Annotated in this window: 14 protein-coding genes; 3 read left to right on the plus strand and 11 right to left on the minus strand. The window is 72.8% G+C overall.

Annotation, left to right across the window (positions count from 1 at the left end; genetic code table 11):
• Window positions 1-28: 28 nt before the first annotated feature.
• From ACH4B3_RS03315 to ACH4B3_RS03355, 9 genes are all read right to left on the minus strand, one after another.
• On the minus strand, window positions 29-829 hold the full coding sequence (locus tag ACH4B3_RS03315) for a pilus assembly protein TadG-related protein (RefSeq protein ID WP_398461005.1): 801 nt from the start codon (window positions 827-829) through the stop codon (window positions 29-31).
• A gap of 98 nt (window positions 830-927) precedes the next feature.
• Complete coding sequence (locus ACH4B3_RS03320) at window positions 928-1,101, minus strand: hypothetical protein (protein WP_398461006.1); 174 nt, start codon at window positions 1,099-1,101, stop codon at window positions 928-930.
• 432 nt (window positions 1,102-1,533) lie between these two features.
• A complete protein-coding gene (locus ACH4B3_RS03325) occupies window positions 1,534-2,430 on the minus strand; it encodes a DUF5936 domain-containing protein (RefSeq protein WP_398461007.1) in 897 nt (298 codons plus the stop codon).
• A gap of 16 nt (window positions 2,431-2,446) precedes the next feature.
• Window positions 2,447-3,385: a type II secretion system F family protein gene (locus ACH4B3_RS03330; protein WP_398461008.1), complete on the minus strand. Its 939-nt coding sequence runs from the start codon at window positions 3,383-3,385 to the stop codon at window positions 2,447-2,449.
• Window positions 3,378-4,784, minus strand: a complete 1,407-nt coding sequence (locus tag ACH4B3_RS03335; RefSeq protein ID WP_398461009.1) for a CpaF family protein — start codon at window positions 4,782-4,784, stop codon at window positions 3,378-3,380. The genes ACH4B3_RS03330 and ACH4B3_RS03335 overlap by 8 nt, the downstream gene beginning before the upstream one ends.
• On the minus strand, window positions 4,781-5,209 hold the full coding sequence (locus tag ACH4B3_RS03340) for a TadE/TadG family type IV pilus assembly protein (RefSeq protein WP_398461010.1): 429 nt from the start codon (window positions 5,207-5,209) through the stop codon (window positions 4,781-4,783). Before ACH4B3_RS03340 ends, ACH4B3_RS03335 begins: the two co-directional genes overlap by 4 nt.
• A 411-nt stretch (window positions 5,210-5,620) precedes the next feature.
• Window positions 5,621-7,375, minus strand: coding sequence for a CpaE family protein (locus tag ACH4B3_RS03345; RefSeq protein ID WP_398461011.1), 1,755 nt, complete (start codon window positions 7,373-7,375; stop codon window positions 5,621-5,623).
• Complete coding sequence (gene cpaB, locus ACH4B3_RS03350) at window positions 7,372-8,091, minus strand: Flp pilus assembly protein CpaB (RefSeq protein WP_398461012.1); 720 nt, start codon at window positions 8,089-8,091, stop codon at window positions 7,372-7,374. Before cpaB ends, ACH4B3_RS03345 begins: the two co-directional genes overlap by 4 nt.
• Before the next feature lie 30 nt (window positions 8,092-8,121).
• Window positions 8,122-9,015: a hypothetical protein gene (locus ACH4B3_RS03355; protein ID WP_398461013.1), complete on the minus strand. Its 894-nt coding sequence runs from the start codon at window positions 9,013-9,015 to the stop codon at window positions 8,122-8,124.
• Between the two features lie 359 nt (window positions 9,016-9,374).
• On the opposite strand from ACH4B3_RS03355, the gene ACH4B3_RS03360 reads away from it, so the two are divergent.
• On the plus strand, window positions 9,375-11,102 hold the full coding sequence (locus ACH4B3_RS03360) for a chitinase (protein ID WP_398461014.1): 1,728 nt from the start codon (window positions 9,375-9,377) through the stop codon (window positions 11,100-11,102).
• Between the two features lie 181 nt (window positions 11,103-11,283).
• On the opposite strand, the gene ACH4B3_RS03365 is transcribed toward ACH4B3_RS03360, so the two are convergent.
• The gene (locus tag ACH4B3_RS03365; RefSeq protein ID WP_398461566.1) at window positions 11,284-12,756 is read right to left on the minus strand and encodes an Nramp family divalent metal transporter; all 1,473 of its coding nucleotides are present in this window, start codon (window positions 12,754-12,756) and stop codon (window positions 11,284-11,286) included.
• A 329-nt stretch (window positions 12,757-13,085) separates the two neighbouring features.
• On the opposite strand from ACH4B3_RS03365, the gene ACH4B3_RS03370 reads away from it, so the two are divergent.
• Window positions 13,086-13,742 (plus strand): hypothetical protein, encoded by a 657-nt coding sequence (locus ACH4B3_RS03370; protein ID WP_398461015.1) that lies wholly within the window; start codon window positions 13,086-13,088, stop codon window positions 13,740-13,742.
• Complete coding sequence (locus ACH4B3_RS03375) at window positions 13,739-14,794, plus strand: hypothetical protein (RefSeq protein ID WP_398461016.1); 1,056 nt, start codon at window positions 13,739-13,741, stop codon at window positions 14,792-14,794. The genes ACH4B3_RS03370 and ACH4B3_RS03375 overlap by 4 nt, the downstream gene beginning before the upstream one ends.
• Before the next feature lie 72 nt (window positions 14,795-14,866).
• On the opposite strand, the gene ACH4B3_RS03380 is transcribed toward ACH4B3_RS03375, so the two are convergent.
• Window positions 14,867-15,742: a serine protease gene (locus ACH4B3_RS03380; RefSeq protein WP_398461017.1), complete on the minus strand. Its 876-nt coding sequence runs from the start codon at window positions 15,740-15,742 to the stop codon at window positions 14,867-14,869.
• Window positions 15,743-15,961: the final 219 nt, after the last annotated feature.

The following is a 15,961-nucleotide window of genomic DNA, read 5'->3' on the forward strand; positions in this document are numbered from 1 at the left end:
GGCAAGTCCTTTGCTCATCGCTCGTGCGTCACTCGGCGAGGCGCACGGAGAACAGTTCTTTCGCTTCGGGGAAGAGTTCGGGGTGTGCCGGGTCGATGGTCAGCGACCGCCCGTCGCAGTCCAGCCCGAGTGACGGCACCGGGTCCCTGTCGTCGGGGTCCTTGGGATCCTTCGGGTCCTTCGGGTCCTTGGGGTCCTTGGGGTCCTGGGGATCCTTCGGGTCCTTGGGGTCCTTGGGGTCCCCGGAGCCCTGGGGATCCTTCGGGTCCGCGTCCGCCGGACCGCCGGGCCGGCCGGCCCGGGAGGGGGTGGGGCCGGGGAGCGGGAGCGGGGTCGCCGGATCGGCCTCGCAGCGGGGCTCGACCACCGCCTTCGCGGTCGCCACCGCGTGTTTGCCCTCGGTGCCCGGGATGACCGAGGTGCCGACCGTGTCCCGGGTCCGGACGGTCACCGTGAAGGAGGTGGGCAGATAGCCCGGGCGGCAGCCGGCGGCGGTGAGGTCGGCGTCGTTCCTCGCGGCGAACGACGCCGCGTCCCGGCATGCGGAGCCGGCTTCCACGCCGCGTCCGAGGATCAGGTCCTCCCAGCCGCCACCCTGCTGGACCGTCCGCAGCAGGGCGGTGCGCAGCTGGTCCCGGTGGCTCTGCGCGGCGGCGAGGGCCGCGGCGTCGGCGGCGGTCTGCCCCTCGTTGCGAGTGGCTCCGGCCTGTCCGACGGCGAAGTAGGCGAGGGCGAGGAAGAGCAGCCCGGCCACGGCGGTGATGTAGACGGGGAACGCCTGGCCGGCATCGCCCCGGTGGCGTGCGGAGTGCGCAACGGCCCGCGGCACGCGGCTCGGTGCGGTCTTCGGCGCGGCCCTGCGCGGGGCCTGCCGCGCGGTTCCCGGTTCGTCGAGCGGTGCGGGCATCCGACCGGTCAGCCGTCCGGTCAGCCGGTGATCTTGGCGATCTCGTCGGAGATGGCCCCCGCGATCATGCTGCCGAAGTCCGTGGTCATCAGCACCAGGGCGATGGCGACCACCACGGCGATGATGCCGAGGTACTCGATCGACGTCTGCCCCCGGTCGCCCCCCACGTCGTTCCGCACAACGCGCTTTCCCATCGTGTTCCCCTCCATGGGCTGCCGTCCCCTGCTGGTCCGGCGATCCAACCCCCGTGATGCCGCTTGCGACACAAGAAAAGTACGCCGAGACACCGGCCTCGGAACAGGGCATCCGAGGCGATTGATTTCCCGGGCGGAGGTGTTCGAACCCCGGGCGCGCCGGGGTGGCGCCGCGGTGCATCCGTCTCACCTCCTCCCGTGCCGCCGCCGGATGGGCGCGCCCCCGGGTCCGGGCGCGTCCGCCGTCACGCTCGTGCGTGTGCGGCGGCCCCGTACCGGGCGGTGGCCCGGGCCGTGGCCGCGCCCCGACTCTCCCATAACGCATTGCAGAAGCGAAGGTTTTGGGCTGAACGGCAATCGATTCGAGACCGCACTCCGTGGGCGGCGGTCCGGGCCCCGGAGGCGGCGGGCCGGGCGCGGCCCGACCCTGCGTCAGTCCTCCGTGAGTGAGCCGAAGTCGGTGCCGGATCCGATGAAGAAACCGGCGACGAGCAAGATCATCGTGCCGGGGACCATGAAGGTGGTGATCACCATGGTCGCCTTCGGGACCGCCCGGGCGGCCCGCCGCCGGGCGTTCTGGGCATCGGTACGGCGCATGTCGTTCGCGATGGCGATCAGCGTGTCGACGATCGGGGCACCGAGGTCCTCGCCCTGCTGGAGGGCGGTGACGAACTGGGCCACCTGCTCGGAGTCATTGCGCCGGCGCAGTTCCTCGAAGGCCTGGCGGCGGCTGACGCCCATGTCCATCTGCCGGAGCGTGATGCGCAGTTCGTCGGCCCAGGGGCCCTCGTACTTCTCCGACACCCGGTCCAGCGCCTGCCGGAACCCCAGCCCGGCGCTGACCACGACCGCCAGCACGTCCAGGAAGTCGGGCAGGGTCCGCTCGATCGCGTCCTTCCGTTCCCGCACCGCGGCCCAGATGCCGACCTCGATCCAGAACAGCCCGAAGACCACGAGCAGCAGGGCCAGCAGCAGCTGCCCCTTGGCCAGCATCACCAACGCGCCGCCGAACCCCAGGAAGCCGTAGACCGCGCGCCGGGCGGCGTACCGGTCCACGGTGAGGCCCCCGGGATTGCCGGCCAGGTCGATCCGGCGGCGCACCCGGGCGACCCGCTTGCCGCCCATCAGCCGCAGCACCAGCGGGGCCCAGCGCATCCCGAGCCGGTCCAGCGCGGAACCGACGGCCGTCGTGCGGGTGGCGCCCACCTCCAGCGCCACGGCCAGGTCGGGCGGGAGTTTCGCTTCGCTGCGGCAGAGCGCGATGCCGTAGGCGATACCGGCCACGGACAGTCCCATGGCCAGGGCCAGCAGCAGACCCGGTCCGGTCATCCCTCGTCGGCCCTCCTCACACGTCGATCTTCGACATACGGCGGATGAGGAAGAAGCCCAGCCCGTACAGGCCGAAGGCGACGACCACCGCGGCCTGGCCCCAGAAGTCGGAGGTCATCCGCTCGACCGACCCGGCGGCGATCCTGTCGACCAGCAGCAGGGTACCCACGCCCATCAGCGGCACCACATAGGCGGTGATCGTGACCTGCGACAGCTGGGTGCGGATCTCCCGGCGGGTCTCCTTCCGCTCCTCCAGGGTCTGGGTCAGGTTGCGCAGCGAGGTGACCACGGTGCCGCCCGCCCGGTTGGACAGCACCAGGGTGGTGACCAGGACGACCAGCTCCCGGGAGGGCAGCCGCTCGGCCAGCTCGCCGAGGGCGTCGTCGATGGAGTGGCCCACGGCCAGCCGGGCGGCCACCTTGGCGAGCTCCTCGCCCGCCGGGGCCTCCATCTCGTCGGCGGCCATGCCGAGCGCGGTGCGCAGCGCCAGCCCGGCCTGGGTGGCGTTGGCCAGGATGCGGGACAGCTCGGGCAGCTGGTTGATGAACTTCTCGATGCGCTTCCGCCGCTGCCAGTCGAGGTACCCGAACGCCGCCCAGACGGCGACCAGTGCGGCGATCGGCCCGAAGAAGGCGGCGAGCGCGGCGGCGGCCACCACCCACAGGCCGATCGCCACCCCGGCGGTGCAGGCGACGAACTCGCCCGGGGTGAGGTCCAGTCCGGTGGACGCCAGGCGGCGCTCCAGCCGGCGGCCCGCCTCGGTGGCGCGCAGGCGCCGGTCCAGCGCGGCGAACCGGCGCGGGCGGCCGACCGGGGGTGGCGGACCGTCGTCGGCGAGGCGGTCGACGAGCGCCTGCCGCTGGGCCCGGCCGGACAGGTAGCTGTGCACCCCGGCCACCGCGAGCCCGCCGCCCAGCACGGTACCGCCCAGGGTGAGCAGACCGAGGTCAGCCATGGTGGCCCCCGGCCCGGTCGGGGCCCTGGCCGGGGTGCCGGCCACCGGCCTGGGGGCCGCTTCCGGTTCCGCGGACGGTGAGCTGGGCGGGGGACGCGGCGACCCCGAAGGCGGGCGGCACCGGCTCGTTGGCCAGCCGGAGCCGTTCGGCGGCGCGCCCGGGGAGCGGGAAGTGCCCGAAGTGGCCGTGTACGACCCGGTCGGCGCCCATCGGCCGGGCGTCGAAGCGGCAGACGGTGGTGATCCGGTACTCCTCGTGGCCGTGGCTGTCGAGCAGCGCGATCTCGCTCACCCGGCGGGAGCCGTCGGCGTGCCGGGCGAGTTGGACGATGCAGTCGACGGCGCTGTTGATCTGGTCGCGCAGCGCCTCGTAGGGGATGGCGACCTCGGACATGGACGCCAGGGTCTGCAACCGCATCAGGGCGTCCTCGGCGCTGTTGGCGTGCACGGTGGCCAGCGACCCGTCGTGGCCGGTGGACATGGCCTGGAGCATGTCCAGGGTCTCGCCGCCGCGCACCTCGCCGACGATGATCCGGTCGGGGCGCATCCGCAGTGAGTTGCGGACCAGGTCGCGGATGGTGATCCGGCCCTTGCCCTCGACGTTGGGCGGCCGGGACTCCAGCCGGACGACGTGGGACTGCTGGAGCTGGAGTTCGGCGGCGTCCTCGACCGTGATGATCCGCTCGCCATCCGGGATGAGTCCGGAGAGCGCGTTGAGCAGGGTGGTCTTGCCCGAACCGGTGGGCCCGGACACCACCACGTTGAACTTCGCCCGCACCAGGGCGGCGAGCAGCAGCAGCATCGGCTCGTCCAGCGTCCCCATGCCGATCAGTTCGCGCAGCGTGTAGACGCGGGGGAACCGGCGGATGGTGAGGGTGGCGCCGGTGAGGGCGAGCGGCGGGATGATGACGTTGACCCGCTCGCCGCTGGGCAGCCGCGCGTCGACCATCGGGTTGGACTCGTCCACCCGCCGGTTGACGGTGGAGACGATGCGTTCGATGGTCTGCATCAGCTGCTCCTCGGAGGCGAAGCGCACCGGGACCAGCTCCACCCGGCCCGCCCGCTCCACGAAGATCTGGTCCGGTCCGTTGACCATGATCTCGGTGATGGAGGCGTCCTCCAGCAGCGGTTCCAGGACGCCCAGGCCGAGCGCCTCGTCGACGACCCGGCGGATCAGCCGGTCGCGTTCGGCGGTGGAGAGCACCGGCCCCTCGCGGCTGATGATGTGGCCGAGTACGCGTTCCAGGCGGGACCGCCGTTCGGCGGCGGCCAGCGAGGACATCTCGGCGAGGTCGATCTCCTCCAGCAGCTTGGTGCGGTAGACCGCGACCAGGTGGCCGTCCTGCCCGTGCTGGTCGGCGGTGGTGTCGGGGGCGGCGAGGCGGGCGCGCAGGCTCATCGGCGGCCTCCCGGTCCCGCGGCCGGGTCCGGGCCGGGGGCACCGGCCGGGGCCGCCGCCGGGTCCGGGGCCGGCAGCGGCTCCACCGGAGTGTCCTCGGTGTGCGGCATGGTGGCGGTGCGCTCGGCCGAGCCGAAGCTGACCCCCGGGATCACCGAGGGGATCTCGATGCGGGCGGTGGCCCGGGCCTCGCCGCCGCTGTCGCTCACGGAGATCGAGGTCCCGTCGGCGAGCCAGCTGCTGACCGCCGCCCGCCCGGCCGCCGCCGGCCCCGCCTCGGGGTCGTCGAGGGACGCGGTCCGGGCGGCCGCCCGGGCGGCCGTACCGGCCTGTTGTGCGGTGTAGGCGCCGATCCCGAGCTGGATCGCGCCGAGCGCCACGGCCAGCAGGATCGGCAGGAAGCCGAGGAACTCGATCGACGCCATGCCGCGGTCGCGGTGCGGTCCGGCGGCGGCGCGGGCCGGCCCGCGCCGGGCGGCATCGCGCCCGGCGGATCCTTGCCGGACGGCATCGCGCCGGGCGGACCCGCGCCGGACGGACTCCTGCGGGATGGACCCGCGCCGAGGGGACCCCGGTCTGACGGTCCCTTGCGGGACGTCCCCGGGCCGGACGGTCCGCTGCGGGGCGGACCCTCGCCGGACGGGCCCTTGCCGAACGGGCTCGGGCCGAACGGGCCCGGGCCGGACGGGCTCTTGCCGGACGGGCCCGCGCCCAGCCGGCCGGTGTGCCACGGTGACCGGCAGCCCCGGTGTCCGGGGCCGGGCGGGCCCCCGGTCACCGCCCGGGGAGGACTCGCCCGGGAGGCCGGGGGCCGCGGGGGTGTGCGTCGCCATCGATCACGTCTCCTTCGCCGCGCCCGCGGTACCGGTCACCGTCCAGGGGAAGTCGACCGCCCCCGGGAAGACCGCCGGCACCTTCACCCGGACCGTGGCCTTCCACAGCCCGCCCTGCTCCCGGCAGTCGGTGTCGGCGTGCTCCCGCCAGGCGCTCGGCAGGTCCTCCCGGGCGGCTTCCCGGCAGGCCGCCGCGCCTCCGCCGGTCGCCGCGGCGGCCCGGGCACCCTGGTCCGCGGCGTTCCCGGCCAGCGAGTAGGTGTAGCCGATCAGCACGCACTGCCAGAGCACGACGAGGACGGCGAGGATCAGCGGCAGGACCCCGAGGAACTCCACGGTCACCTGGCCCCGGTCCCCGCGCTTGCGGCCGAACCGGCTGGTCGGCACCTGGGTGAGGGCCTCCGGGCCGGTGCCGCCGCCGTCGGTGCCGGGAGCGGTCCCCGGGCCGGGGCCGAGGGCTCCGGGGGCGGCCGGTCCGCCGTCCTCCGGTCCGGCGGTGATGGCCCGGCGGCGGCGCAGCCCCGGCAGCGTACGGTCGGCGGTCCCGGCGGGGCCGCGGCGGTGGGCCGTCCGGCCGGCCGGGGCGGCGGGTGCGACCAGGCCCAGTTCCCCGGCGAGGCTCCACAGCGCGCCGCGCACCGCGGACTTGGGGTCGAGCTCGTGCATCCGGCCGGAGTCGACGGCGGGCTGGAGCTCCTTGTACCCGGCGGGGACGCAGGTCCGGGTGGTGCGGGTACCGGTGGCCCGCTCGACCAGCTGCGGCTGGATCTCGGCCGCCCGGGTGTGCCGGTTGACCAGGGTGCGGGTCTCCTCGGCCTTGCGGATCTGCAACCGGTCCCACAGCCGCACCATGCGCTTGGCGGCCCGGACCGCGACCACGTCCGGGGTGGTGACCAGCAGCGCGGTGTCGGCGGCCTCGATGACGGCGGCACCGGCCGAGGTGATGTGGCTGCCGCAGTCGACGACCACGACGTCGTAGCGGCCCCGCAGCGCGGTGAGGATGTGCCGGGCTGCGGTGTCGGTGACCTCCTCGCCGCGTTCCCCGTCGGCCGGGGCGAGCAGCAGGCCGAGGCCGGTGCGGTGGCTGAACACCGCCTCCCGCAGCACCCGGGGGGTGATGTCGTTGATCTGGGCCAGGTCGGCGATGGAGCGGCGGAACTGCACGTCGAGGTAGGAGGCGACGTCGCCGGACTGCAGGTCCAGGTCGACCAGGGCGACGGCGCGCCCGGCGGCCTGCGCGGCGAGTGCCAGCTGCACGGCGGTGACGGTGGTGCCGACGCCGCCCTTGGCGCCGGTGACCGCGACCAGGGTGCCGCCGGGCCCGGCCGGGCCGACGTCGCCGCCGCCGAGGTGGCGGCGCACCCCGGCCGCCCACTGGGCGGCGGACCGGACCCGGGCGGCGAGTTCGTCGTAGGCGAGCGGCAGCGCGGCCAGGCCGCGGGCCCCGGAGTCCATCGCCGCGGAGTACAGGGCCGGCCCGGCGTCGGCGGTCATCAGCACCACGCCGACCGCGGGGAACCGCAGGGCGATCTCGCGGATGACCTCGAGCGCGGGCGCGGGGCCGATCCGCTCGTGGACCAGGACGACCTCCGGCAGGTCCTCCAGGGACCCGGCGGCGAGTTCGGCGAGGGTGTCCAGCAGCCGGGTGGAGTCGCCCACCCAGGGCAGCGGTTCGACGTCCGGGAGCTGGCCGAGCAGCCCGTTGACCGCGCGGGCGGCCTCCGGGTCGCCGACGGCCGGGAGGGTCCTGATCGTCACCTGTCCGCCTCCTGCGTGTCGCCGTCGAGGGTGTACGTACGGTCGTCCGGGTCGACGGTGGTGTCACCGCCGGGGGCGACCAGGGCCAGTCGCACGTGTGCGGCGAAGGACTCGGCGTAGGCGACGCGCTGGGCGTCCCGGGTGGTCAGGGCGAAGGTGATCGGGACCGCCTCGCCGACCCGCCGGTCGTCGTCGGCGTCCGGTTCCAGGGCGGTGAGCTTGCCGACGTCGATGACCCGGGCGCCCGCCACGATGAGCTGGGACACCGACTTCTCGCCCTCGTGCTTCCCCTCGAAGGTGGCGTAGATGTTGACGGCGGCACCTGGGGTGATCTTGCCGGCCACCCCGGTGGCGGCGTCGATCATGATGGCGATCTCCTGCTCGCCGGGCTTGAGGGCCGGGCGGTCCACGACCATGTCGGACTGGAGCAGGGACCCCTTGCGGAGCGGGGTGACGGCTATCTTGCCGCGGACCCCGGCGAGGTCGGTGACCGCGGTCTCGGGCAGCCACCGCTCGGGCATGGAGACCTGCTCGAACTCCTCCTCGCTCAGCGTCCGGTACGCCGGCACGTCCGTCTTCAGCCGGTAGGCGGTGGTCTCCGGCCCGACCTTGGACTGCACGTCGTCGATGACGGCGAGGACTCCGGCGAACGCGCCGACGGCGCACAGGACCGACAGGAGCAGCAGGATGACTCCGCGGCGCTGGCGAACATTCATGGGACGGGCAACCTCGTTCGAAGGACGGACTCAGGGCCGGCTGGTCAGGGCGGGGCGTGCGGTGGCGGAACGCCGGGGCCCGTCGGCCCGCGGCATCGGGGCGGAGCAGAACGCGCACCAGTCGCCGATGAGTTCCCGCCCGCACCAGTGGCACTCCGTCCGGCGGACCGAGGCGACCAGCTGGTACAGCACGGACAGGTCGGCGATGGCGGCGGTGAACTCGGTGAGTCTGCCGGTGCCCCACCAGCGTGCCGACTCGGCGGGCAGCGGCACCTGGTGGACGTCGTCGATCCGCCACCGGGTGGCGAGGGTGCCGGTGACCCAGTCGGCGCCGGTCCGGCCGGGGTGGCCGGGGTGGCTGTGCGCGACGGTGAGTTCGGTGGCGTACCCGGGGGCGGGCAGGGTGTCGTCCCCCGCTCCGACCCGGACCAGCCGGGGCGTGGGGTGGGCGAGCACCCCGAACTGGGCTCCCGGCAGCCAGGACGCGACGTGCGAGGCGAGGCCGACCGGTACGTGCTCGAGCCGGGCGACGCTGTTCAGCTGGGCTCCGGCGTGCAGATAGTGCGTCAGCAGGCGGGCGGCGCAGGCCAGTACCCCGGGACTCAGGTCGGAGACCGACAGCCGGCGCAGCTGGCGGGCGAGCACGGCGACGGCGAGGGGCGGCAGGTCGAGCGGGAGGAGGGCGATCCGGTCGCTCTCCAGCAGCGCGCGAACGGTGTGCAGGCGCTGGGCGGTGGCCGCCGCGTCCGCGGCGGGGTAGAGCACCACCAGGAAGCCCTCGCGGTCCAGCAGGGCCGCGGTCTCGGCCAGCGCGGTCTCCAGCGGCTGTTCGTGCGGCGGCGGGAGCACGACGGCCGCCGGGGTCTGCCCGTCGGTCGGCGGAAGGACCAGCTCACGGCTGGTGACTGCTATCGCGGTGGGCACTCGGCTACCCCGTTCACTTCGGCGCCGGGTAGCTCGGCGGCCGCAGGTCGTTTCTGCCCTGACCCCCGGCTGCCTCCCCCGGCTCGTCGCCCCGGATCTCGTCCGCCGGTCACTCCCCCAGGATGGGGCCCCGGGGTGTTCCCCAGTGCCTCAGCACTTTATCCACGAATGCCGCGTGAGAGAACACTTCCTCTGCGTAACGGGTGACGGTTCCGTTCGAACTCTTGACAACGGCATTGGTCTGGACCATTTTGTACGCCCGGGCGGTGCACATCGGCATCCGGCACCCCCCGCAGCACCCCTCCCCCTCCACCTCCCGCGTTCCCACTCCCCAACTCCACTCCCCCACGGAGGCAGTCGTGGACCGTGCACCCCGCGCCAGAGGCGCCGGACCCAACCAGTACCGCCGCCGCTTCCGCGGCCGCGCCGCGGCCTCCGGGCTGGCGGCGACGCTCGCGACGGCGGGCCTCGTCTCGCTCGGCGGCCCGGCCGCCGCGGCGGACCCCAACCTCGCCCGCAATCCCGGATTCGAGACCGGCCTCAGCGGCTGGACCTGTTCCGGCGGCAGCGGCACCACCGTCGGCAGCCCGGTGCACAGCGGCTCGGCCGCGCTCAAGGCCACCCCGGCCGGCAGCGACCACGCCATGTGCTCGCAGACCGTCAGCGTCAAGCCGAACTCCGCCTACACCCTGAGCGGCTGGGTCCAGGGCTCCTACATCTACCTCGGCGCCAAGGGCACCGGCACCACGGACGTCTCCACCTGGACCTCGTCCGCGAACGACTGGCGGCAGCTCAGCACCGGATTCAGCACCGGCCCCAACACCACGTCGGTGACCATCTACACGCACGGCTGGTACGGCCAGCCGGCCTACCACGCCGACGACATCACCCTGACCGGCCCGGGCGGCGGCCAGCCCGGCGAGGAGATCCCGGGCGCCCCCTCCGGCCTGCGCACCGGGGCCACCTCCGCCACCAGCGTCGACCTGTCCTGGAGCCCGGTCAGCGGCGCGACCGGCTACCAGGTCTACCGGGACGGCACCAAGGTGCAGTCGGTCGGCGGCACCTCGGCCACGGTCACCGGGCTCTCCCCGGCCACCTCCTACCAGTTCCAGGTCACCGCGGTGAACTCCGCCGGGGAGTCCCCCAAGTCCGCCCCGGTCACCGGAACCACCACCCCCGATTCCGGCGGCCCCGGCAACACCGTCCCCAAGCACGCGGTCACCGGCTACTGGCAGAACTTCAACAACGGCGCCGCCGTGCAGAAGCTCAGCGACGTCCCGTCGAACTACGACATCATCGCGGTCGCCTTCGCCGACGCCACCGGCACTCCCGGCGCGGTCACCTTCAACCTCGACTCCGCCGGGCTCGGCGGCTACACCACCGAGCAGTTCAAGGCGGACATCAAGGCCAAGCAGGCGGCCGGCAAGTCGGTCATCATCTCGGTCGGCGGCGAGAAGGGCACCGTCTCGGTGAACAGCGCGGCCTCCGCCGCCGCCTTCGCCGACAGCGTCCACACGCTGATCCGCGAGTACGGCTTCGACGGGGTCGACATCGACCTGGAGAACGGGCTGAACTCCACCTACATGACGCAGGCGCTGCGCTCGCTGTCGCAGAAGGCCGGCCCCGGGCTGGTCATCACCATGGCGCCGCAGACCATCGACATGCAGTCCACCTCGAACGAGTACTTCAAGACGGCGCTCAACATCAAGGACATCCTCACCGTCGTCAACATGCAGTACTACAACAGCGGCTCGATGCTCGGCTGCGACGGCAAGGTGTACTCGCAGGGCTCGGTGGACTTCCTCACCGCGCTCGCCTGCATCCAGCTCGAAGGCGGACTCGACCCGTCCCAGGTGGGCCTCGGCCTGCCCGCCTCCACCCGCGGCGCGGGCAGCGGCTACGTCTCCCCCACCGTGGTGAACAACGCCCTGGACTGCCTGGCCCGGGGCACCAACTGCGGCTCCTTCAAGCCGGCCCGGACCTACCCGGCGCTGCGCGGCGCGATGACCTGGTCGACCAACTGGGACGCGACGAGCGGCAACGCCTGGTCCAACGCGGTCGGCCCGCACGTCCACGGGCTGCCGTAGCCGGTCCGGCCATCCCGAACCGCCGAGGGTGGTGCCGTCGAGGGGGCGGCACCACCCGCCGGCCGTCGGTACGTGACGAGGACCCCGTTGCTCCTCAGCTGACGGACACGGTGACCGGCGGCCCGGACCGGCGGCCGGATCACCGCGGGGCCGGTCGCCGGAGCAGGTCACCGGGGGCCGGTCACCAGGGAAGGTCCCGTACCTGCTGCACGCACAGCACCAGGAACAGCAGCCCGGCCGAGGTCAGCATGACGTTGCTGAGCGGGCCGTTGCGCCACTCGGCGGGGGTGCGGTCGGTGTTGAGCAGCCACAGCAGGGTCAGGGCGAGGAACGGCATGAAGAAGGCGCCGAGTACGCCGTACCCGATGACCAGCGCGAACGGCTCGTCGAGGAAGAGCAGGGAGATCGGCGGGAAGGTCAGCCACAGCAGGTAGAGGCGGAACGGCAGCGACCGTTCGCGGTCCGGGACGCCACGCGCCCCGTTCGCCGCTTCGGCTTCAGGCGCACCGCCCGCCCCGTCCACCGCCCCGGCGTCGGGCACACCGCCCGCCCCACGCGCCCCGTCCAACGCCCCGGCGTCCGGCGCACCGCCCGCCCCGTCCGCCGCCTCGGCGCCAGGCGCACCGCCCGCCGGGCCTCCGGCCGGTGTCCCGGCTCCGTTCCCGACGGCGGCCTGGCCGGCGTTCCGGTAGGTGGCCACGAAGTCGGCCACCAGCAGGCTCACCCCGTGCCAGACACCGATCAGTGAGGTGAAGGAGGTGGCGAAGAAGCCCACCAGGAAGAGCTTGGCGGTGGTCTCCCCGTAGCGGGCGGCGAGGACGTCGCTGAGGTCGAGCAGTCCCTTGTCGCCCTTGGTGAGCGCGATGTCGGTGGAGTGCAGCAGTTCCGCGCCGACGACGAGCATGGCCACCACGAAGACGCCGGTGGTCAGGTAGGCGACCCGGTTGTCCAGGCGCATCACCTTCATCCAGCCGCTGTCGGTCCAGCCCTTGGCGTTCACCCAGTACCCGTAGGCGGCCAGGGTGATGGTGCCGCCCACTCCGCCGATCAGCCCCAGGGTGTACAGCAGGGAGCCGTCCGGCAGTGCCGGGCCGAGTCCGGCGAGGGCGTCGCCCAGGTGCGGTCCGACCCGGACCGCCAGGTAGACGGTGACCACGAACATCACCCCGACCAGTACGGTCATCACCTTCTCGAAGACCGCGTACCGGTTGAACCAGACGAACACCAGCCCCACCAGTCCGGTGAGCACCGCCCACGCCTTCAGGTCCATGGTGCCGGGGAAGAGCGCGTCCAGCGGCAGCGCGCTGGAGACCATCGCGGCGGCCCCGTACACGAACCCCCACACCACCACGTAGACCGCGAAGTAGCCGGTGGTCCATCCGCCGAGGGTGCGCCAGCCCTCGAAGAGGGTGCGCCCGGTGGCCAGGTGCCAGCGGCCCGCCGCCTCGGCGAGGGAGATCTTCACCAGGCAGCCCAGCACCGCGGCCCACATCAGGGTGTACCCGAACTTGCTGCCCGCGATCAGCGTCGCCACCAGGTCGCCGGCCCCCACTCCGGTGGCGGCCACCACGATTCCCGGTCCGATGTACCGCCAGCGGGAGGTCCGCGGGCCGCCTTCCGGGCCGGCCGGTGTCCGTCCCGGTCCGCCGTCCATTGCCTCGTGCGCACCGTTCTCACCGGTCCGCGTCATGTGCCGCCTCCAATGGGGAGAAGTGATTGCCGCGCTCGGTCACGCATGTACCGGAAAAGGCCGCCGCGCGCACCGGTTCGGACGACATCCGCCGTGTCGCCGTGGCGTTCACGGCACTCGGGGGACATGCCCGGGCCGTACCGTCGCCATAGCGCGACGGCTGTCCCGGGCCGGTAACGGAATCGCCGCGGGACCGTACGGACCGCGGGGCCCCGGCTTGACGGGGCGAAGGGGCTGCGCAGATGGTTGACTCTGCCCTTCATAACGCCGGAGATTTCAGAGAGCTGCGCCCCGTGAAGAAATTGCTCCCCCTCGCCGTGGCAGTGACCGGCGCGGTGTTCGTCCTCGCCGCCTGCGGCAGCGACGGCGGCTCCGATGACCCAGACGACATCAAGGGTGCCGATTCCCCGACGTCCTCGCCCAGCTCGTCCGGCCCGTCCGGCACCGGCCGGCCCGACGCCGACCGGCCGGGGCATCCGAAGGTCCTGCTGCCCAGCGGGCTTTCGGTGACCTTCGAGGGCTTCGTCACCGGTGACAAGGCGCGGGACGCGGTGCTGGCGGACAGCGCCGCGCGGGTCCGCGCCATGACCGCCGCGAAGGCGGAGGGCACGGCGGAGTCCGACGCGGTGACGTTCTACACCCACCCGATGGCGGAGGCCGGGGCCCGGAAGGCGCTGAAGTACTACGCCGACAAGGGGTACTCACTCACCGGGGAGTTCCGCTATTTCGCCCCGCAGGTCACCCTCAGCGGCGAAAGCGCGGAATTGACCTACTGCGGTGACGAGAGCAAGGGATTCGGGAAGGTACGGAAGAGCGGGAAGATCCTGAAGACCCCGGTGAGCGACGATTCCTATGTCGGCTACACCGCCCGGTTGCGGAAGAACGCGGACGGCGTGTGGCAGACCGCAGACATCAGCACGGACAGGGGGGCAGCACAGTGCCGGCCATGAATTCCACCGTGAAGCGGGCAGCGGGCGTCATAACGGCCGCGCTGCTGTTCGCGGCCGCGCCCGGCGTGTCGGTGGCGGACGCGCCGGGCGAGGGTGGCGACGAGCAGTCGCGCCCGAAGCCGGGCAACGCCCACGGTGGCAGTGACACCGACGACCAGACGATCAACGTGACGGTCCACGGGATCGTCTACGACCGTTCCAAGAACGGCCGGGGCACCTCCACCGGCGCGGTCACCCCGGAGGTGAACACCGCGCCGCCGCCCAAGTGCTGGTTCGTGCCCAGCATGACCCCGGAGGAGTTCAAGAAGCTCTGGGAGCCCCGGCTGGAGCTGGTCAAGGACACGCCCTGGGGCAAGCAGAAGATCGACGAGTGGGTCAACGGCAAGCCGATCAAGGACTTCAACACCGAGAACGCCGGCAAGGGCAACTGGTGGGTGCCGGAGATCAACGACGACCCCAAGGCGCAGGGCGACATCGACAAGTGCTTCGACGACTCCAGCTTCTGGGCCGACAAGGGCGAGAAGCCGAAGGTCGAGGAGGCGATCGACGCCGAGAAGCTGTCCCGGCTGGCCTACGCCGAGCTGCGGGTGCCGGACACCGACATCACGCTCAACCCGTCCTCCGACGGCAGGCAGACGGTGAACCTGCCCACCTGGGCCTGGCTGGACAAGTCCACCTTCAAGGAGGTGTCGGTCACCGCGAGCGTCCCGGAGATCGGGCTGTCGGCGACCACCACGGCCAAGCCGGTGGCGCTGCGGATCGAGCCGGGCACCTCGGAGGCCGAGCTGCACCCGGCGTCCGGTGAGTGCGCCATCGGCGAGGACGGCAGCATCGGCACCCCGTACGCCAAGGGCCGGTCGAAGGAGACCCCGCCGTGCGGGGTGACCTATCTGCGGGCGAACACCGGGTCCGGACCCTACGCGTTCAAGGCGACCATCACCTGGGAGGTCAGCTGGACCGCCACGGACGGTTCCGGCGGGGACCTGCCGGACGGCACCTTCGGCACCACCACCGAGGTCACCGTCCAGGAGGCCCAGGCGGTCAACCGCTGAGGCACCCCGGTCACCGGCCGGTAGGGGGCCGGGTCCGCGCCGCGCACGGCGGCGGGGCCCGGCCCTCTCCGGTCAGGGCTTGGGCAGGGTGCAGCCCGGCAGGTTGAGGTCTATTCGGTTGCCGGCCGCCACGCACTTGGTGATGTGGTACGTCTGCTGGGCGTAGTTGATGCCCTGGCGGACGGTGACCGTGCCGTTCGCGTCCACCTCGCACGGGTTGTTGACGGTGCAGCGCGCGCCGTCCTCGTTACCGGTGTTGTTCACCGCGACGACCTTGCCGGTGGCGGCGTCCACCACGGGCGATCCCGAGGTGCCGCCGATGGTGTTGCACGACGAGGTGTAGCGCAGGGAGTCCTTCCAGACCCAGTCGCCCTCGTGCAGCTCGTGCACGAAGCCGTCGACGTTGCACGAGTAGATCTTCTTCCAGTAGCCCGAGACCACCTTGATGGCGGTGCCCGCGACCGGGTGTTCGGCGGCCAGCGGCAGCGCGTCGATGGAGTAGCGCTGCTTGATCTGCGCGTAGGTGGAGCTCGTCTGGTACAGCGCCACGTCGGTGTCCGTCATGGTCGCGTACGAGATCTTGGTGGCCCGGATGGTGCCGAGGTTGCCGGCCGAGGAGCTGAGCACGGTGAAGCTGCGGGTGGAGGGCCGGTTGACGATGACCTGGCCGGCGGACGGCATGCCGCCCTCCAGGCAGTGGCCGTTCGTCATCACCAGGGCGTAGTCGCTGTCCTTGGAGTTGGGCATCCGCACCACCGAGCCGGAGCAGTTGCTCAGTGCCACGGTCCCGGCGAAGCTGACGGCCTGCGGCCGCACCGTCGGCTCGGCCGACCGGGTGGCGGTCTGGGTGGTGGACTGGGTGGAGGCCGACGCCGGAACGGCGCCCGCGAGGGTGGCTCCTGCCAGCAGCAGGGCGGACGCGGACGCGCCGACGAGAGGTCTGAACATGGGGGGTCCTCTCCCGTGAGCGGGATGTCGTCTGTTTGACGTGTGCATTGTTGGGCCTGGGGTGGGTGGGGGCAATCCCCCGGACCCGCCGGACATGGACACCCGGTGGTCGGCGACGCACGGAAGCCGGACGGAAGTTGGCGCATTCCGACCACTCGGGCACCCTTGACCGTGTCATGGTCATGGCCGAACACTGGCGCAGTCGCTACGCACTTGACA

The sequence above is a fragment of the Streptomyces sp. NPDC018031 genome, assembly GCF_044327625.1.
Classification (GTDB): domain Bacteria; phylum Actinomycetota; class Actinomycetes; order Streptomycetales; family Streptomycetaceae; genus Streptomyces.